The sequence below is a fragment of the Pseudomonas macauensis genome, assembly GCF_047902425.1.
GTDB lineage: Bacteria > Pseudomonadota > Gammaproteobacteria > Pseudomonadales > Pseudomonadaceae > Pseudomonas.
This window is the reverse complement of sequence record NZ_CP138377.1, coordinates 3669396-3687452: the sequence shown is the minus strand read 5'-3', so window position 1 is coordinate 3687452 and position 18057 is coordinate 3669396. Positions and strand designations below refer to the sequence as shown.

At 67.5% G+C, this 18057-nt stretch carries 19 protein-coding genes; 7 read left to right on the top strand and 12 right to left on the bottom strand.

Annotation, left to right across the window (positions count from 1 at the left end):
* Nucleotides 1–28: 28 nt before the first annotated feature.
* From SD196_RS16855 to SD196_RS16845, 3 genes are all read left to right on the top strand, one after another.
* Nucleotides 29–583: an antibiotic biosynthesis monooxygenase gene (locus tag SD196_RS16855; protein ID WP_275611352.1), complete on the top strand. Its 555-nt coding sequence runs from the start codon at nt 29–31 to the stop codon at nt 581–583.
* Nucleotides 584–602: 19 nt separating this feature from the next.
* Complete coding sequence (locus tag SD196_RS16850; protein ID WP_343573249.1) at nt 603–2441, top strand: amidohydrolase; 1839 nt, start codon at nt 603–605, stop codon at nt 2439–2441.
* 68 nt (nt 2442–2509) lie between these two features.
* Nucleotides 2510–3778 carry an OprD family porin gene (locus SD196_RS16845; RefSeq protein ID WP_275611354.1) on the top strand — a complete coding sequence of 423 codons (1269 nt, stop codon included), beginning with the start codon at nt 2510–2512 and terminating at the stop codon, nt 3776–3778.
* Nucleotides 3779–3786: 8 nt separating this feature from the next.
* Here SD196_RS16845 and SD196_RS16840 read toward each other — a convergent pair whose 3' ends face one another.
* The 3 genes from SD196_RS16840 to SD196_RS16830 form a co-directional block, all read right to left on the bottom strand.
* The gene (locus SD196_RS16840; RefSeq protein ID WP_275611355.1) at nt 3787–4713 is read right to left on the bottom strand and encodes a LysR family transcriptional regulator; all 927 of its coding nucleotides are present in this window, start codon (nt 4711–4713) and stop codon (nt 3787–3789) included.
* 28 nt (nt 4714–4741) lie between these two features.
* The gene (locus SD196_RS16835) at nt 4742–5269 is read right to left on the bottom strand and encodes a cysteine hydrolase family protein (protein ID WP_275611356.1); all 528 of its coding nucleotides are present in this window, start codon (nt 5267–5269) and stop codon (nt 4742–4744) included.
* A gap of 114 nt (nt 5270–5383) precedes the next feature.
* On the bottom strand, nt 5384–6142 hold the full coding sequence (locus SD196_RS16830) for an SDR family NAD(P)-dependent oxidoreductase (RefSeq protein WP_416310439.1): 759 nt from the start codon (nt 6140–6142) through the stop codon (nt 5384–5386).
* A gap of 140 nt (nt 6143–6282) precedes the next feature.
* Between SD196_RS16830 and SD196_RS16825 the strand changes: the two genes are divergently transcribed.
* Nucleotides 6283–7206 carry a LysR family transcriptional regulator gene (locus SD196_RS16825; RefSeq protein WP_343573256.1) on the top strand — a complete coding sequence of 308 codons (924 nt, stop codon included), beginning with the start codon at nt 6283–6285 and terminating at the stop codon, nt 7204–7206.
* Here SD196_RS16825 and SD196_RS16820 read toward each other — a convergent pair.
* The gene (locus SD196_RS16820) at nt 7203–7844 is read right to left on the bottom strand and encodes an HD domain-containing protein (protein ID WP_416310438.1); all 642 of its coding nucleotides are present in this window, start codon (nt 7842–7844) and stop codon (nt 7203–7205) included. The genes SD196_RS16825 and SD196_RS16820 overlap by 4 nt on opposite strands.
* Before the next feature lie 259 nt (nt 7845–8103).
* On the opposite strand from SD196_RS16820, the gene SD196_RS16815 reads away from it, so the two are divergent.
* From SD196_RS16815 to SD196_RS16805, 3 genes are all read left to right on the top strand, one after another.
* Nucleotides 8104–8604 (top strand): VOC family protein, encoded by a 501-nt coding sequence (locus SD196_RS16815; RefSeq protein ID WP_331318621.1) that lies wholly within the window; start codon nt 8104–8106, stop codon nt 8602–8604.
* A 234-nt stretch (nt 8605–8838) separates the two neighbouring features.
* Complete coding sequence (locus SD196_RS16810) at nt 8839–11706, top strand: peptidase C1 (protein WP_416310437.1); 2868 nt, start codon at nt 8839–8841, stop codon at nt 11704–11706.
* Between the two features lie 26 nt (nt 11707–11732).
* Complete coding sequence (locus SD196_RS16805) at nt 11733–12122, top strand: VOC family protein (protein WP_343573262.1); 390 nt, start codon at nt 11733–11735, stop codon at nt 12120–12122.
* A 13-nt stretch (nt 12123–12135) separates the two neighbouring features.
* On the opposite strand, the gene SD196_RS16800 is transcribed toward SD196_RS16805, so the two are convergent.
* The 8 genes from SD196_RS16800 to SD196_RS16765 form a co-directional block, all read right to left on the bottom strand.
* Nucleotides 12136–12804 carry a TIGR04211 family SH3 domain-containing protein gene (locus SD196_RS16800; RefSeq protein WP_275611363.1) on the bottom strand — a complete coding sequence of 223 codons (669 nt, stop codon included), beginning with the start codon at nt 12802–12804 and terminating at the stop codon, nt 12136–12138.
* A gap of 246 nt (nt 12805–13050) precedes the next feature.
* The gene (locus SD196_RS16795) at nt 13051–13563 is read right to left on the bottom strand and encodes a thioredoxin family protein (protein WP_275611364.1); all 513 of its coding nucleotides are present in this window, start codon (nt 13561–13563) and stop codon (nt 13051–13053) included.
* Nucleotides 13564–13635: 72 nt separating this feature from the next.
* Nucleotides 13636–14298 (bottom strand): glutathione S-transferase family protein, encoded by a 663-nt coding sequence (locus SD196_RS16790; protein WP_275611365.1) that lies wholly within the window; start codon nt 14296–14298, stop codon nt 13636–13638.
* 86 nt (nt 14299–14384) lie between these two features.
* The gene (locus tag SD196_RS16785; protein WP_331318609.1) at nt 14385–14738 is read right to left on the bottom strand and encodes a VOC family protein; all 354 of its coding nucleotides are present in this window, start codon (nt 14736–14738) and stop codon (nt 14385–14387) included.
* 38 nt (nt 14739–14776) lie between these two features.
* Complete coding sequence (locus SD196_RS16780) at nt 14777–15286, bottom strand: hypothetical protein (protein ID WP_331318607.1); 510 nt, start codon at nt 15284–15286, stop codon at nt 14777–14779.
* Between the two features lie 135 nt (nt 15287–15421).
* Entirely contained in the window at nt 15422–16066 is a 645-nt protein-coding gene (locus SD196_RS16775; RefSeq protein ID WP_416310436.1) for a methionine ABC transporter permease, read from the bottom strand.
* Nucleotides 16059–17120 (bottom strand): methionine ABC transporter ATP-binding protein, encoded by a 1062-nt coding sequence (locus tag SD196_RS16770; protein ID WP_343573267.1) that lies wholly within the window; start codon nt 17118–17120, stop codon nt 16059–16061. The genes SD196_RS16775 and SD196_RS16770 overlap by 8 nt, the downstream gene beginning before the upstream one ends.
* 124 nt (nt 17121–17244) lie before the next feature.
* Nucleotides 17245–18042, bottom strand: coding sequence for a MetQ/NlpA family ABC transporter substrate-binding protein (locus SD196_RS16765; RefSeq protein ID WP_275611370.1), 798 nt, complete (start codon nt 18040–18042; stop codon nt 17245–17247).
* Nucleotides 18043–18057 lie beyond the last annotated feature (15 nt).

Sequence of the window (18057 nt, the reverse complement as noted above, 5' to 3'; positions counted from 1 at the left end):
CGGGGGAGGCCACTCAGGAGGGAGCCCCATGAACACCCCAGTCAACCAAGAGTCCGTGACGCTGATCATCCGCCATCGCGCCAAGCCCGGCCGTGCCGCGGACTACGAAGCCATCCTGCGCGAACTGACCCGCGCCGCCAGCGAGTTTCCCGGACACCTGGGCGTGGACGTGATGCGCCAGGGCGACGCCTTCACCTCCGTACTGCGCTTCGCCAGCGCCAACGAGCTGCAGGTCTGGCTGGACTCCGCGCAGCGCCGCGAACTGATCGAACGCGCATCGCCGCTTCTGACCGACGGCGACCAGCAGGAACTGCACAGTGATCACGAGTTCTGGTTCACCCCCCAGGAAAGCGATCAGCGGCAACCGCCGCGCTGGAAGCAGGCGGCGGTCTCCTACCTGGTGATCCTGCCCCTGGTAATGCTGGTGCCGCAGCTCTGGCAACCGCTGTTCGCCCGGGTACCGCTGCTGGGCGGCTTCGTGCCGGCCAACATGCTGATCACCATCACCATCGTGCTGTTGGTGGTCTACGTTTTCATGCCACGGGCCACGCGCCTGTTCTCCGCCTGGCTCAACGCCCGCTGATCGAAAGAGGACTTTTTCCATGAATGCCGACCTGATCCTGACCAACGGCCGCTTCCATACCATCGACCGCGAGAAACCCAACGCCACCGCCGTGGCTATCGCCGACGGCAAGTTCATCGCCGTGGGCACCGACGCCGAGGCCATGGCCCTGCGTGGTGGCGCCACCCGCGTCATCGACCTGAAAGGGCGCACGGTGATTCCCGGCCTCAACGATTCGCACCTGCACCTGATCCGCGGCGGTTTGAACTACAACCTGGAGCTGCGCTGGGAGGGTGTGCCGTCCCTGGCCGACGCCCTGCGCATGCTCAAGGAACAGGCGCTGCGCACACCCTCGCCGCAATGGGTACGGGTGGTGGGCGGCTGGAACGAATTCCAGTTCGCCGAGCGCCGCATGCCGACTATCGAGGAATTGAACCAGGCGGCACCAGATACTCCGGTGTTCGTCCTCCACCTGTATGACCGCGCACTGCTCAACCGCGCCGCGCTGCGTGTGGTCGGCTACACCAGGGACACCCCGAACCCGCCCGGCGGCGAGATCGTCCGCGACAGCAACGGCGAACCCACCGGGATGCTGGTGGCGCGCCCCAACGCGATGATCCTTTACTCGACCCTGGCCAAGGGGCCGAAGCTGCCGTTCGAGTACCAGGTCAACTCCACCCGCCAGTTCATGCGCGAGCTGAACCGCCTGGGCGTCACCAGCGCCATCGACGCCGGCGGCGGCTTCCAGAACTACCCGGACGACTACCAGGTGATCCAGCAGCTGGAGAAGGACGACCAGCTCACCGTGCGCATCGCCTACAACCTGTTCACCCAGAAGCCCAAGGAAGAGCTGGCCGACTTCAAGAACTGGACCAGCAGCGTCGCCTACGGCCAGGGCAGCGACTTCCTGCGCCACAACGGCGCCGGCGAGATGCTGGTGTTCTCCGCCGCCGACTTCGAGGACTTCCTCGAACCGCGCCCGGACCTGCCGCCGAACATGGAGGCGGACCTGGAGCCGGTGGTACGCCACCTGGTCGAACAGCGCTGGCCGTTCCGCCTGCACGCCACCTATGACGAGTCCATTTCGCGGATGCTCGACGTGTTCGAGAAGGTCAACCTGGACGTGCCGTTCAACGGCCTGCACTGGTTCTTCGACCATTGCGAAACCATCTCGCCGAAGAACATCGAGCGCGTCCGGGCCCTGGGCGGCGGCATCGCCATCCAGGACCGCATGGCCTTCCAGGGCGAATACTTCGTCGACCGCTACGGCAAGCAGGCTGCCCAGTCCACGCCACCGATCAAGCGCATGCTGTCCGAGGGCGTGCCGGTGGGCGCCGGCACCGACGCCACCCGCGTTTCCAGCTACAACCCCTGGACCTCGCTGTACTGGATGGTCAGCGGCAAGACTGTGGGCGGCATGGAGCTGTACCCCGAGGGCCTGTCCCGCGCCACCGCGCTGGAGCTGTACACCCACGGCAGCGCCTGGTTCTCCAACGAGCAGGGCAAGAAGGGCATGATCAAGGTGGGCCAGATGGCTGACCTCGCCGTGCTCTCGGCGGACTACTTCAGCGTGCCGGAAGAGGAGATCAAGGTCATCGAGTCGGTGCTCACCGTGGTCGACGGCCGGGTGGTGTTCGGCAGCGGCGACTTCGAGCGCCAGGCGCCGACCGCGATTCCGGTGCTGCCGGACTGGTCGCCGGTGGCCAAGGTGCCGGGGCACTGGCGCCCGCAGGCGCCGCTGCAACAGGCCGTGCACCAGTGCGCCGGCTCCTGTGGCGTGCATGGCCACAGCCACGAGCGGGCGCGCCAGTCGAGCGTGCCGGTGAGCGACTTCCAGGGCTTCTGGGGCGCTTTCGGCTGTTCCTGCTTCGCCTTCTGAAGACTCGCGCGGGCCTCAGGGCCCGCGCTTACTTTCGCCAGGATGGAGCCACTCTCATGGCCCGCTGCATGCTTCGTTCAGTTTCCCTGCCGTTCCTGGCGCTGGCTGGCGCGGGTGTCTGTGCCGCCCCGCACGACGGCCTGCTGGAGGGCGCCAACTGGTCGCTGCTCAGCCGCAACTATTTCCTGCAGACCGACTACCGAACCCAGCCTTCGCCGAGCGGGCAGAGCTATCGCCAGGAGTGGGCGCAAGGCTTCATCGCCAACCTGGAGTCCGGCTTCACCCAGGGGACGATCGGCCTGGGCGTCGATGCCCACGCCTTCCTGGGCCTCAAGCTCGACAGCGGACGCGGCCGTGCCGGCACCGGCCTGTTGCCCCTGGACGCCGACGGGCGCGCGGACGATGACTACTCCTCCGCCGGTGGCGCGCTGAAGCTCGACCTGTCGCAGACCACCTTGAAGTTCGGCGAAATGACCGTGGAGACGCCGGTGTTCGATACCGGCGATAAGCGCCTGCAACCCGAGTACGCCACCGGCACCCTGGTCGACTCCCGCGAGCTGGACGGCGTGCGCTTCCAGGCCGGGCGCTTCACCGCCTTCAAGAACCAGGACGCCAGCACCGGCCGGGGTGATTTCGACGGCTATGGCGCCACCACCCGCGACAGCGCGGTGAGCTTCGCCGGCGCGGATTTCACCCCGTCCGATAACTATGGCGGCTCGCTGTTCGCCGGCCAGCTCGATGACACCTGGCGGCAGTACTACCTGAACCTGCATTACCTCGACGGAGGCCTGTGGCTGGACGGCAACCTCTACCGCACCCGCGATGAAGGGCAGGCCCATGCCGGCGCCATCGACACCACCGCCTGGAGCCTGGCGGCGCGCTATCGCCTGGGTGCGCAGAGCGTGATGCTGGGCTACCAGAAGATCGAAGGCGACACGCCGTTCGACTTCGTCGGCGGCGATTCCATCTACCTCGCCAACTCGATCAAGTACGCGGATTTCAACGGACCCGGCGAGCACTCCTGGCAGGCGCGCTACGACCTCGACCTGGGCGTGCTCGGCGTGCCCGGCCTGAGCTTCATGACCCGCTATGTGCGCGGCAGTGGCATCGATGGCAGCCATGCGCCATCCGATGGTGCCTATGCCGGGCAGTACGGTGACGGCGGGCGCCATTGGGAGCGCGACAGCGACCTGCGCTACGTGGTCCAGGCCGGCCCGGCCAAGGACCTGTCGCTGCACCTGTCGCAGGTCAGTCACCGTGGCAACGACGAGCAGCCCGGCGCCGACATCGACCGGCTCTACGTGATCATTGAGTACCCGCTCAAGGGTGTGCTTTAGCTCAAACCCTAGCGGTGGGTCGGCTCGAACGGCGCACAGCCGATGTCGCGGCAGGCCAGGTTCTCGCCACTGAACTGCGCCGCGTCCTGGTCGAAGATGTCGCGTAGCCAGTCGCTCACCGCCTGGAAGCGGCCGATGCGACCGGCGTCGCGGTGGCTGAGCAGCCAGATTTCCCGCGCCACCACCGGGCCCGTGAGGCGCACCAGGCCGTTGCGCTCGCCGAGGATGCACGGCAGCAGGGCCATGCCCAGGCCGGTTTCGCAGGCGTGGGTGAGGGTGGTCACGCTGCTGGCACGCAACGCGTAGCTGGCGTTGGGCGCGAAGTGGCGCAGCCACTGCATTTCCGGGGTGTCGTCGAGTTCCTCGCCATAGGCCAGCCAGGGTTGCTGCGGCCAGTCCTGCGGCGGCAGCTCGGCGAGCGCCGTGGCGGCGTACACCGAGAAGCCGATGTCGGCGACCTTGCGCATCACCAGCGCGGCGTCTTCCTGCGGGCGCGCCATGCGCAGGGCGAAGTCGGCCTCGCGGCGGGTGAAGGACAGCGCGCGGTTGGCCGGGACCAGTTGCAGCTGCAGGTTGGGATAGGTGCGCGACAGCTTCGGCATGTGCTGCACCAGCCAGTGGCTGAACAGGAAGTCGATGGCCGTCAGGCGCACCGAGCCGGTAATCGCGCTGGCCTCGTTGCGGGTTTCCAGCAGCATGCTCTGCACATCGCCGAGGATACGTTCGCCATAGGCGAGGAAGGCCGTTCCGGCGTCGGTGGGCTTGTAGCCGGCGTTGTCGCGGATGAACAGGCGGGTCTGCAACGCCGACTCGGCCGCCACCAGGCGCCGGCTCATGGTCGAGGGGTCGACCCCGAGCGCGCGGCCGGCGGCGCTCAGGCTGCCGTGGCGGGCCAGGGCGAGCAGGATCGGGATGTCGTTCCAGTCGAAATTCATGGCGCTCTCCTCGTATCCCGGCTTGCCATCAGAAGCGTACGTCGGCGGCGGGGACGACCCTGGCGCGCTGGCCGAAGCTGCTGATGCTGCCCAGCACGGCATTGTGGTGGGCGCTGATCTGCGCGGCGCTGAGCACGGCGTTGTCCACCGTGGAGTGGGCGTCGCGCACCAGGGTCACCGCGTAGCCCTGGGCGAGGGCGCGGCGGGTGGTGGTGTCGACGCAGTAGTCGCTCTGCAAGCCGCAGATCACCAGGTGTTCGATGCCGCGCGCTTGCAGCAGGTCGGCGAGTTCGGTGCGCAGGAAGGAGTCCGGGGTGGTCTTGCGTACCCTGAGGTCATCGGCGCCGGTCAGCAGGCGCGGCTCCAGTTGCCAGGCCTCGCTCTGGTAGGGCATGTCGCTGTCTTCGTGCTGGATCAATACCACCGGCACCCCGGCGTCGCGAGCGGCGCGGCTCATGCCGTTGATGCGTTGCAGCACGTTGTCGATATCGAAGCAGGGGTTGCTGCCGGAGCAGAGGTCGGACTGGACGTCGATGATCAGCAGGGCGGTGCTCATTGCGGGAATCCTTGAGGGGCAACGGGACGACCGCTGGATGGTAGCTGCCTGCGCCGGGCTGGCCAATGCTGGCGAATGCTTCGCTCCCGCGCCAGGCGGGAGCGACGCATGGGTTCAGAGGAACATGCCGCCCGAGGCTTCGACGCGCTGGCCGTTGATCCAGCGGCTGCCGTCGGCGAACAGCGTGGCGATGGCGCCGCCGATGTCGTCCGGCAGGCCGACGCGGCCCAGGGCGGTGTTGCTGGCGATCTGCCGGTTGATCTCGGCGTTGTCGCGCACCAGGCCGCCGCCGAAGTCGGTCTCGATGGCGCCCGGGGCGATGATGTTCACGCCGATGCCGCGTGCGCCCAGTTCCTTGGCCTGGTACTTGGTCAGCACTTCCATCGCGCCCTTCATGGCGGCGTAGGCGGCGTAGCCGGGCAGGGCGAAGCGGGTCAGGCCGGTGGAGACGTTGAGGATGCGCCCGCCGTCGGCGATCAGCGGCAGCAGCTTCTGGGTGAGGAAGAACGGGCCCTTGAACTGAATGTTCACCAGCTGATCGAACTGCGCCTCGGTGGTCTCGGCGAAGGCCGCGTGGATGCCGATGCCGGCGTTGTTCAGCAGGAAGTCGAAGCGGTCGCGGCCGAAGGTGTCGCGCAGGCCGTCGCGGACCTGCTGGACGAAGGCGTCGAAGCTGGCGCTGTCGGCCACGTCCAGCGACAGCATCAGGGCGCGGCCGCCACGTTGTTCGATCTCGGCGGCCACCGCCCGGGCTTCGTTGGCCTGGCTGCGATAGGTGCCGATGATGTCCACGCCGGCAGCGGCGAGGTGCAGGGCGGCGTTGCGGCCGAGGCCACGGCTGGCGCCGGTGATGAGGGCGATCTTGCGGGTCATGGCGAAGCTCCGGTTTGGGTGGGGATGGAGAGAGCTTATTGTTCGTTCTGTTGCTGATAAATCTGCTGGTTTCGGAAATACTGGTCGGAGCTTCCGAACAATAGCCCGAACAATAGCCCGAACAATAGTGACCTGCCGCCATGATCCGTCCCGAGCTGCTGCGCACCTTCGTCCGCGTCACCGAACTGGCCAGCTTCACCCAGGCCGGCGAGCAGCTCGGCCTGCCGCGCTCCACGGTGTCCGAGCACATCCAGACCCTCGAAGCCCTGGTCGGCGCGCGGCTGCTGCAACGCACCACGCGCAAGGTCACGGCGACCCAGGACGGCCTGGTGCTCTACGAGCGCAGCAAGGACATGCTGGCCCAGCTGGACGAGTTGCAGGGTCTGTTCCGACAGCAGGACGAGGCGCTGGTCGGGCGCCTGCGGGTGGACATGCCGACGGTGATGGCGCGCAAGCTGGTGATGCCGCGCCTGGGTGAGTTCCTCGCGCGGCATCCGGCGTTGCAGCTGGAGGTGAGTTGCACCGACCGCCGCGTCGATCTGGTGCGCGAGGGCTTCGACTGCGTGGTGCGCGTCGGTGCGGTGAGCGATCCGTCGGTGGTCGCGCGCACGCTCGGGCGGTTTCCCCAGGTCACTTGCGCCAGCCCCGCCTATCTCGCCGCGCATGGCGTGCCGGAAACCCTGGACGATCTCGCCGGGCACCGGCTGATCCATTACGTGAATGTGCTGGGTTCGCGCCCTTCGGGCTTCGAGTACCTGCAGCACGGCCAGACGCGTTACCTGCCGATGGGCGGCGCGCTCTCGGTGAATAGCGCCGAGGCCTACGAAAGCGCAGCCATGGGAGGACTGGGGATCATCCAGGTACCGATCCATGGCGTGCTGGATGACCTGGAGGCGGGCCGGCTGGTGCAGGTGCTGCGCGATGTGCCGCTGCCGCCCATGGACATCTCGCTGCTCTACGCCCACCGCCACCTGCCGCAGCGGGTGCGGGTGTTCATGCACTGGCTGACGCAACTGCTGGGCGAGCCCGGTGTGCTGGGCCCGCCCGTGTCCGCACGGGCCTAGCTGTCCCAGGCCGAGCCGAGGATCACGTCGCAGAAGTTGCCGCGCACGAAGTCCGGGTCCTTCATCGCCAGCACGTCGGCCTTGACGTTGCCGAAGGTGGTCTGCGGCTTGTCTTTGATGCCGTCGTAGAACGCCTGCAGGATGTCCTGCTTGAACTGCCCGCCGCGCGGGTGGGCGGCGACCACGGCGTCGCGCTGCGCCTCGGGGAACTGGTCGTGGGCGATGCCCAGCACGTCCATTTCCACGCCGGCGGTGACCAGGGCGATCTCCGGCTTCATATGCTGCGGAATGCCCGGCGTGGTGTGCAGGGCGATGGCCGTCCAGACGGTATCGATGTCGTCCTGCCCGATGCCGTGGCTGCGCAGGAATTCGGCGGCGCAGTCGGCGCCGTCCACTTCGAAGCGTTCGCACTGGCTGCAGTAGCGCGGCATCAGGCCCATGTCGTGGAACATGGCGCCGGCGTAGAGCAGTTCGGCGTCGTAGGCGAGGCCGTTGCGCGCGCCGGTCAGCGCGCCCCAGTAGTAGACGCGCGAGGAGTGGTGGAAGAGCAGGGGCGTGGCGTTGTCGCGGACCATTTCGGTGATGGCGCGGGCGAGGGCGCTGTCGGGGACGTTCACGCCGTCGAGGTCGAGGCTCATGGTGGATCTCCAGGGTTGTGGCTGGGGACGGCGGGGCCCTCGCCGTGTCGTGCTCATTGGAAATCCGCGGCGGCCCAGCGGCAATCGGTGGCTGGGGGCGAATCAGGACAAGCTGCGTTCGTTTGCTGCCAGCGCCTGCCATTCGACCGGTTGTCCGGAATCCGGCGAAGCAGCGCCTAGACTTGTCGACTTCGCTCATCGCCAAGCGACCACTACACACGCCGGCCCTGTCGGCCGCGCGAAGACCAGGAGCATCGCCATGCCCAGCTTGCAGCGCATCAACCCCTGCCTGTGGTTCGACAACCAGGCCGAGGAGGCCGCGAAGTTCTACACCGGTATCTTCCCCAACTCCCGTATCGGCCAGGTCGCCTACTACAGCGAGGCGGGTCGTGAGCACCACGGCAAGGAGCCCGGCTCGGTGCTGACGGTGGCCTTCGAACTGGACGGCCAGGGCTTCCTCGCGCTCAACGGCGGGCCGGTGTTCACCTTCAACGAGGCGGTTTCGCTGATGGTCTGTTGCGACAGCCAGGCGGAGATCGACCACTACTGGGACAAGCTGTCCGCGGGTGGCCCGGTGGAAGCGCAGATGTGCGGCTGGCTGAAGGACCGCTTCGGGCTGTCCTGGCAGATCGTTCCGCGCCACCTGGGTGAGATGGTGGCCGATGCCGACCCGGTACGGGCCACGCGCACCATGCAGGCGGTGTTCACCATGAAGAAGCTCGACATGGCCGCGCTGGAGCGTGCCCACGCGGGCAGCTGACGCGTCCGTCCGGGCGCCGCCGGAGGCGCTGGGAGCGAGGCTATAGTTCAAGGCGGGGTTGCGCGGCGCCAGGCAGCCAGGGAGGCGCGCGCGGCCTTGCGGGAACCGGGGCAGAGGCTCCGGAGCATGCTGCTCTCGTGGAACGGTGTGGCCGTTGTTGTCGGTCGGTGGGTATTCGGTGAGCACGTGCCGTGTTGCAGCGAACTCCATCGACGGATAGCGGGAGACGGCATCATGAAGACGCTGTTGGTAAAGGGACATCAGGGCACCGAGGTCGGCGACCTGCGCCGCCAATTGGCCAAGGTACTGGGCGGCGATGCCGCGCAGTTTCCCGGGCTCGCCAAGGGCGATCTGTTCGACGCCCAGACTGAAGCCGCGGTGCGCCATTGGCAGGCTGGCGTCGGGGTGATCGCCGATGGCGTGGTCGGCGCCTGTTGCCTGAACCTGCTGGGGCTGTTGCCGCTCAAGGGCCTGGATATCCAGCTGGTGCAGGTGCAGCAGCTGTTCCCGGCGACCAAGCCGTCCAACATCCGCCGCTACCTGCCCTACGTCGCCGCCGCGCTGGAGGCCGCCGGTCTCACCGACCGTCCGTTGCTGCTGACGGCGCTAGGCATCATACGTGCGGAAACCGAAGGCTTCATGCCGATCTCGGAGTTCCCCTCGCAGCTCAATACACCTTCCGGGCGACCGCCCTTCAGTGCCTACGACGGGCGCAAGGACCTGGGCAATGACCAGCCGGGCGATGGCGCGACCTTCCGCGGCCGTGGCTACGTCCAGCTGACCGGCCGGGCGGACTACCGGAAGTACGGCACGGCGATCGGCGTGGACCTCATCGATCTGCCCGACCTTGCCAATGCGCCGGAAGTCGCAGCGGCCCTGCTGGCGCTGTTCCTCGCCAAGGGCGCGACGCAGTTGCGCGCCAAGCTGCCGCCGGGCCTGGTCGGCAAACCCCGGGACTTCCTCGCCGCGCGCAAGCGGGTGAACGGTACCAGCGGCGGGCTGGAGCGCTTCGCCAGTGTGTTCGAGATCGCCGCCCGGATTCTTCCGCCACCTACCGGCAAGGGCAAAGCCAAGGCCAAGGCCGCCGCCAGGCCGCGCCTCAACGCCAGCAAGGACCCGCTGGACCTGCGCGACCGCATCTATCTGCCGCCGGCGGCCAGCCTGCCGGACAGATTCCCCAACGATACCCAGGTGGCGCGCTACCTGGCCGACTACACACGGGCCGGGATGATCCTCGACCAGGGCCAGGAGGGCGCCTGTACCGGCTTCGGGCTGGCCTGCGTAATCAACTACCTGCGCTGGTCCAAGGCGGGCAACCCGGAGGGTGGGGTCGAGTCCGTCAGCCCGCGCATGCTCTATGACTTCGCCCGGCGCTACGACGAGTATGCCGGCGAGGATTACGAAGGCTCCAGCTGCCGAGGCGCGCTCAAGGGCTGGTTCCACCATGGCGTCTGCCTGGAGCAGGACTGGCCCTACACCGCCCAGGGCATCACTCAGCCGCGCTTCGGCTATGCCGCTCGCGCCACGCGCAACACCCTGGGGGTCTACTACCGCATCGACGTGCAATCCATCACCGACCTGCAGGCGGCCATCCAGGAGGTCGGCGCGATCTACGTCTCCGCCTACACCCACGACGGCTGGAACCAGTTGCCCGGTACGCCTGGCCCTGGTGCCTCGGCGAAGAAGAAAGCCGCGGCGCCCAGCCATGAAAGCTTGCAGCGGATTCCCTACGCGGGACGCCCATCGCAAACCGATGGCCATGCCTTCGCCCTGGTCGGCTTCAATACCGACGGCTTCATCGTACAGAACTCCTGGGGGCCGGACTGGGGCAGCGGCGGCTTCGCCATCCTCGGCTACGCCGACTGGCTGGCCAATGCCATGGATGCCTGGGTGGCGGCGCTGGGCGTGCCCGGCGTGGTGCTCGGCCAACTGGCTGCGGGCAGCCAAGTGGGTACGGCGGTGGCGGGGGCGAACAAGGCGCTCTGGTGGGACGAGGCCACCGCCTACGAGCACAGCGTGGTGCTCGGCAACGATGGGCGGGTGAGCCGCTACCTGACCCAGGACGAGCTGACCCGCACGCTGCTGTTCCAGGCCTGCGCCTTGCCGGACCAGTGGCTGCGCGCCCAGCCGGGCACCACCAAGCGGCTGGTGATCTATTGCCACGGCGGTCTCAACAGCGAGGAGGCCGCCATAACCCGCGCCCGCGCCATGGGGCGCTTCTTCATCGGCAACGGTTGCTACCCGTTGTTCATGGTCTGGAAGACCGGCGTGCTGGAGTCCATCGGCGACATCATCACCGACCGCCTGGGCGGCGGGCCGGCACGGGTCGGGGGAGTGCGCGAGGCGCTGACCGACGTCACCGACGCGGTGCTGGAAACCACCGTCGGCCGCCCGCTGGCGCGGCCCATCTGGAGCGAGATGAAGGAGAATGCCGAGTTCGCCAGCCTGCCCACGCGCGGCGGCGATCTGCTGGTGAGCGCCTTGCAGAACCTCAAACGCACCTGGGGCGAGCAGCTTCAAATCCATCTGATCGGCCACTCCGCCGGAGCGATCTTCCTTGGCTGGCTGGTCGACGTGATGGCCGCGCGTGGGGTGGACGACCGGATCGCCACGATCCACCTCTACGCGCCGGCGTGCACGGTGCAGTTCGCCAACCGCCACTACGCGCCCCACGCGCGGCTGATGAAGAACCTGTACCTGGACATCCTCTCCGACCGCATCGAGCGTGACGACCACACCACGCCGTTCTATCGCAAGTCGCTGCTGTACCTGGTGTCCAATGCCCTGGAAGGCGACCTGCGCACGCCCATCCTCGGCCTGGCCAATGTACTGGACCAGAACTATCGCGGCTGGGATGGCTCCTCCGCTACCGGCGCGGCGCTGAGCGACTGGCGGCAGGCGCTGCTCGGCGCGGGGCTTACGCTGGGCAAGCAGATCCAGCTGTTGGACCAGCCGAAGGTGCTTACCTGCCGCAGCCCACGGGTGGAGATTGCCGCCGCCCATGGCTGCTTCGACAACGCCGTCGACATCCTGACCCGCACCCTGACGCGCATAACCGGCGGCGCGTTGGCGATGCCGGTGGATGACCTGCGCGGCTTCTGACAGTGCGACCGGAACGAGGACTCACGATGTTCAGCCACATCACCGTCGGCACCGCGGACCTGCAGCGGGCCATCGTGTTCTACCAGCGAATCCTCGAACCCCTGGGCATCGGCCTGCTGGCGCACCGCCACAACCCGGAGCGGGCGGTGTTCACCCATCCGGACAGCGATATCGCCTTCTGCGTCTACGTGCCCATCGACGGCCGCCCGGCCAGCGTCGGCAATGGCAGCCTGGTGGCCTTCGAGGCGCGCACCCGTGTGCAGGTGGATGTCTTCCACCGGCGCGCGCTGGAACTGGGTGGCGCCGACGAAGGCGGGCCGGGGCTACGGCCGAACTACTCGCCGACCTACTACGGCGCCTACGTGCGCGACCTGGACGGCAACAAGCTGTGTTGCGTCTGTCACCTGGCGGAATGAAGCGCCGCTGGCCTCAGATCCACTGATCGTTACGCTTGCGGCGCACGCGCAGCAGGGTCGGCAGGATCAGCCCGGCCAGCAGACCGGCGCCGGCGATGCTGCCGCCATAGGCCATATAGTGCATCAGTACGCGCTTGTTCTCGTCGCCCAGCTGCGCCTGTACCGAACGCAGGTCGGAGCGCGCCTGGCTCAGCTCGTTGTTCAGCGAGGTGCGCGCCGCCTGCAGTTCGTCGATCAGTTTCTTGCGCGCATCCAGGGTTTCCTGCATGCCCTGCACGCGGGTCTTCCAGCTGTCGTTGATGCCGTCGAGCTGGCTGCTCAGCTCGGCCACCTTCTGTTCCAGTTGCGGCAGGCGCTCGGCCTGGCCGGGTTTGTCCTGCAGCTCACGGCTGGGAATCCACACCGTGCTGCCGCTCTCGCTGCGCACCTGGCTGTAGTCGCCCTGGGTGCTCAACAGCTCGACCTTCTGTCCGGAGACGAGGGTGCCGACGATGCGGTAGCCATCGGTGGGGCCGCTGCGCACGTAGGTGGTCAGGCTGTCGTTCACCCAGCGGGCGTTACCGGGCGCCTCCTCGGCCCGGGCTGGCAGCGTGGCCACCAGCAGGCCACCGAGCAGGCAGGCGCCCAGGGCACGGGTCTGGAGGGGGGAAACACGGGGAGCGAGCGGGCGAGATAGGGACATGGTTGATCTTCACGTGGCGATAGGAACAGACCCGGCGAGCGGGAGTGAAATCGCCGGCCCGGAAATTGTTATGAACAGGGCGGGAAATGACGCGATCCAGCATCAAATGGCGAAATGCCATGCAACCCGCCCAGGTGGGCCGACAGCTGACAGACAGCCGATGGGCGGCAGGAGTTCACTGGTGGGCAGCGCGGGGGATGGGCGGCTGTCCGCGAGCGGGACAGCCGGGCGGTTGATGGCGGGGGATCAGGCGCGGCCTTCCGCTGCTTCGATGATGTCCAGCAGATCGGTCAGGGTGTCTTCCAGGTACTGCCCGGCGCGGTAGTCCGGTTTCAGCGCGTCGCCGCCGGCGATCACCACCTGCGGGCGCTCGACGAAGCGGCCGACCAGCTCGAAGCGTTCATCCAGCACGGCCACCACCGGGATCGGGATACGCTCCAGCGCCAGCCGCTCGCGCAGGTCGTCCTCGGCGCGGCCCTTGGTGATCACCGTCAGGTCGATGCGCGGCTGGGCACGCTGCAGGAAGTCCATCACGGTGACGTTGATCTGGCAATCCGGGCACCACATTTCCCCGGCCACCAGCAGGTGATAGCGACGCGAGACGGCCTGCAGGCGCTGGCGGGTGGCGGCGCTGATGGCCTCGGGCGCGGCCAGCCTGTCCTGCACCTTGCGCACCCCGGCGATCTCGTCCGGCAGTCCGTGGGCGACGAAGGCATCGAAGCCTTCGCCGATGGAGAAGAGTTCCTCGTAGGAGGCCATGGGTGTTTCTCTTGCAAACGGGGGAACCGGCATCCCAGCAGAATTGCCGGAGGAGGGCAACCGCACCGGCCGTCAGTCCCGATTCGGCGCGCCGAGCGGGAACAGCGGGCGGTAGGGGCGGGCTTCGTCGACGGCGCGGGCGAACGAAGGGCGCGCCAGCAGGCGTGAGCGGTATGCCCGCAACACCGGGTAGGCATCGCTGATGCGGTGGGTCCAGTCGGCGTAGAACAAGGCCGGCGCGGCCGCGCAATCGGCGAGGGTGAAGTCGTCGCCGTTGGCCCAGGGTTCGCTGGCGGTCAGGTGGTCTTCCAGCCAGCGGTAGGCGAGTTCGAGCCGTTGGCTGGCGACCGTGAGGCCATCCTGGCGCTTGCCCGCATCGCCGGTCAGGGCGCCGGAGACGGCATGCTGCACCGGGCTCATCACGTGAAGGTCGAAGAAGCGGTCGAGGAAGCGCACCTGCAGGGCCGTCATCGGCTCATCGGGCAGCCAGCGCTGCGCGCCGCCCTGGGTGAGCTGCAGGTACTCGATGATGATGCTCGACTCGGCGATGCTGCGCTCACCGTCCAGCAGTACCGGGAACTTGGCCAACGGCCACAGGCGCAGCCATTCCTTCGAGTGTTCGGGGGTGTCCTGCCCGAGACAGCGGAATTCGAAGGGCGTGTCGTTCTCGTAGAGGGCGATCAGGACTTTCTGGGTGTACGAGGAAAACGGATGGCCAAAAAGCACGAGGGACATGAGGGGCCGCCTGCAGGTGTTCTGCGCGCTGTTCGTGGGGTGGTTTCACCCTAGTTGCCCAAGGGGCTTGCGGCAAGCCGGAGTCCTCAGCCGCAGTGCTCCAGCACGTTCACCAGTGTCCCCAGCGGATCGCGCAGGAAGAACCGCCGTACGCCCCAGGGTTCGACGGTCAGCGGATAGACGATCTCGTGACGGTCCGCCAGTGCACGGCCATGCACTTCATCGAGATTGTCCACTTCGATGGACAGGTCCGGCACCGGCGCGCCGGAGCCGCCCTCGCTGGCCAGGCTCAACTGCGCCAGGGCGCTGCCGCCGCTGGCGAGGGTGAGCAGCCAGCCGTGGTCCATGACGATTTCCAGGTCGAAGAGTTCGCGGTAGAAACGCGCCACCTCGGCGGGCTTGCCGGTGCCGAGATTGGCGACGATGCGGCGGACGGTCATGACAAAACTCCGTAGCAGGAGTCCGCCAGCATAGACGCTCAGTGTGCCGGGCGTGCCGGTGGCATGCGACGCCGATGGATGCGGTAGAACTGGTAGAGCACGCCGATGACAAAGACCAGCAAGGCGATCATCACGGCTGTCTGCACCGGCGGCGAGTCCGGGCCGTGGCCGATGGGGTTGGAGGGCGGCAGGCGGGACAGCGATTCGTTGAGCGTGGGGATCATCATCAGGAAGAAGCTGAAGCTCATCGCCGCCGTTTCCAGGTATTCGCCCAGGCCGCCCAGCGCGCTGATCCGTTGCGCATAGCTGCCCACCGCGATGGCGATAAGACAGAGGATGCCGATGGCGTGCCCGGCATTGAATCCGCCGGTGCTGGAGAGACCGAAGGCGGTCAGTACGCCGAGGACCATGCCGTACACATAGCAGCGCCCGGCCGGGCTGCGCGGATCGATGCGCCCCGCCTGGTAGAAGGCCCAGATGCCCGCGACCAGCGGCACCAGGCTGATGGCGGTATGCACGATACCCAGGGTGGAAAGGGGATTGGCCATGACGAACGCCTCCGCAGTGGACACAGGGACGCCACGCATCCACGAGCTGTGCCGGGGCACGGAGGGGCGGGTGTGTTGTCAGGGTAGACGCAACCCGCCGGGTAGAAGGGCTGTGCCCGGCTCAGCCGACGAACGTCACAGGCGCTTGTTGAGCCAGCGCGCCAGACGGTCGCCACCGAACTGGATCAGCGTCACCAGGGCTACCAGCAAAATGATCACCGTGAGCATCACCTGGGTGTCGAAGCGCTGGTAGCCGTAGCGGTAGGCCAGGTCGCCCAGGCCGCCGGCACCGATGGCGCCGGCCATGGCCGAGGAGTTGATCATGGTCACCAGGGTGATGGTGAAGCCGGCGACGATGCCCGGCCGCGCCTCGGGCAGCAGCACATTCCAGATGATGTGCCGGGGCTGGCAGCCCATCGCTTGCGCGGCTTCGATCAGGCCGTGGTCGACTTCGCGCAGGCTGACTTCGGCGATGCGCGCGAAGAACGGCGTGGCGGCGATGGTCAGCGGTACCACCGCCGCCCACATGCCGTAGCTGGTGCCAACGATCAGCCGGGTGAAGGGGATCAGCGCGACCATCAGGATCAGGAAGGGAATCGAGCGCAGTACGTTGACCACGCTGCCCAGGCTGCGGTTGACCAGGCGCGCCTGGAAGATCCCGCCGGGGCCAGTGGTGACCAGCACCAGGGCCAGCGGGATGCCCACCAGGAACACGATGGCCGAGGACGCGCCGATCATCAGCAGGGTGTCGAGCAGGCCTTGCAGCAGGCGTTCAGGCATGGGTGAGCACCTCCAAGCGGTCGGCAACGTCGCGGGCACGTTCGAGCAGTTGCGGGGCGCTGCTGGCTGGGGTGGCGACGCTCAGCAGCAGGCGGCCGAGGGCGCGGCCCTGGATGCGCTCGATACCACCGTGCAGCAGGCTGATGCGGCTGCCCAGGGCCTGGGCGATGGCCAGCAGGTCGGGCTCCTGTTCGCGTACCCCGGTGTAGTGCAGGTCGAGGATGACTTCGTCGGCGGACGGATGTTCCAGGCGTGCCAGCAGGTCCGGCGGCAGGTGCTGCTGCAGCGAGCCGAGCAGGGTGCGGCTGACTTCGTGCTGCGGGTTGCCGAAGACTTCCCAGACGTCGCCTTGCTCGACGATGCGCCCGCGTTCGAGCACCACCACGCGGTCGCAGATTTCGCGGATCACCGCCATCTCGTGGGTGATCAGCACGATGGTCAGGCCCAGGCGGCGGTTGATGTCGCGCAGCAGCGCGAGGATGGCCTGGGTGCTCTCCGGGTCCAGTGCCGAGGTGGCTTCGTCGCAGAGCAGGATTTCCGGCTGGTGCACCAGCGCGCGGGCGATGCCGACGCGCTGCTTCTGCCCGCCGGAGAGTTGCGCCGGGTAGGCGTGGCGCTTGTCGGTCAGGCCGACCAGTTGCAGCAGTTCGTCCACCCGCTCGGCGATGCGTGCCTTGGGTACGCCGGCCACCCGCAGGGGCAGGGCGATGTTCTGCGCGACCGTCTTGGCCGACATCAGGTTGAAGTGCTGGAAGATCATGCCCACGCGGCGGCGCAGGCCGACCAGTTGCTGGGCATCGAAGGCGCCGATGTCCTCGCCGTCGATCAGCACCTGGCCGACGCTGGGCTGTTCCAGGCGATTGAGGGTGCGGATCAGCGAGCTCTTGCCGGCGCCGCTGCGGCCGATGATTCCGAACACTTCGCCGCGGCGGACGGAGAGTTCGATGTCGCTCAGTGCCTCCACCGGGCCGTGGTGGCCGGCGTAGGTCTTGCCCAGGCCGCGCAGGGCAATGTGCTGGGTGGCGAGTTCGAGATTGCGGTTGAAGCTGACCATGGTGGGGGCCTGTTCTGTAAGTGCAAAGGTGCTGTCGGTACGCGTGCTCTTCGTAGGAGCGAGCTTGCTCGCGAACAGCCCCGCAGCGGGTGGTTGGTTCGCGAGCAAGCTCGCTCCTACAGGGTCAATTCCAGCCCGGCTGGTAGAGCGAGCCGTGGGCCTTGTCCAGCGCGGCGCGCACCTGCGGCGAGTGCTGGTAGAGGTCGACGAACTTCTTCAGTCGGCCGTCCGGGTCCTTGAAGTCGTCACGGGTGACGAACTGGATGACGTATTCCTTGTTCTCGATGCCGTCGAACAGCAGCGCGCTGTTCGGATCGATGGTCCCGGCCAGGCGGATGTAGTGCGGGTAGCCCTGGGCGAGGTCGACATCGTCCAGCGCGCGTACCAGCTGCACGGCTTCCAGCTCGATGATCTGGATGTGCTTCGGATTAGCCACGATGTCGTCCAGCGTCGCCTTGTAACCCACGCCATCCTTGAGCTTGAGCAGCCCGGCCTTCTGCAGCAGCTGAAGGCCGCGGCCGCCATTGATCGGGTCGTTGGCGATGGCGACCTTGGCGCCGTCGGGCAGGTCGGCGATGGCCTTGAACTTGGTGGAATACAGGCCGACGTTGTTGATGATCCCCGGCGCGAACGCCTTCAGGTGCAGGCCGCCCTCGCGGTTGGCGTTCTCCAGGAAGGGCGTGTGCTGGAAGTAGTTGGCGTCGATGTCGCCGTGGTCGAGGGTGATGTTCGGCGCGTTCCAGTCGGTGAACTCCACCAGTTCGACTTTCAACCCTTGCTGGGCGGCTTCCTTCACTGCCACTTCCAGGGGCGGAGCGAAGGCGGCGGTGGTGCCCAGGCGCAGGGTGTCGGCGGCCTGGGCGAGGCCGGCGGCGAGGAGGCTCAGCGAAAGGCCGAGGGAAAGCTTGAAGCGTGCATGCATGGCAACGAATCCTTT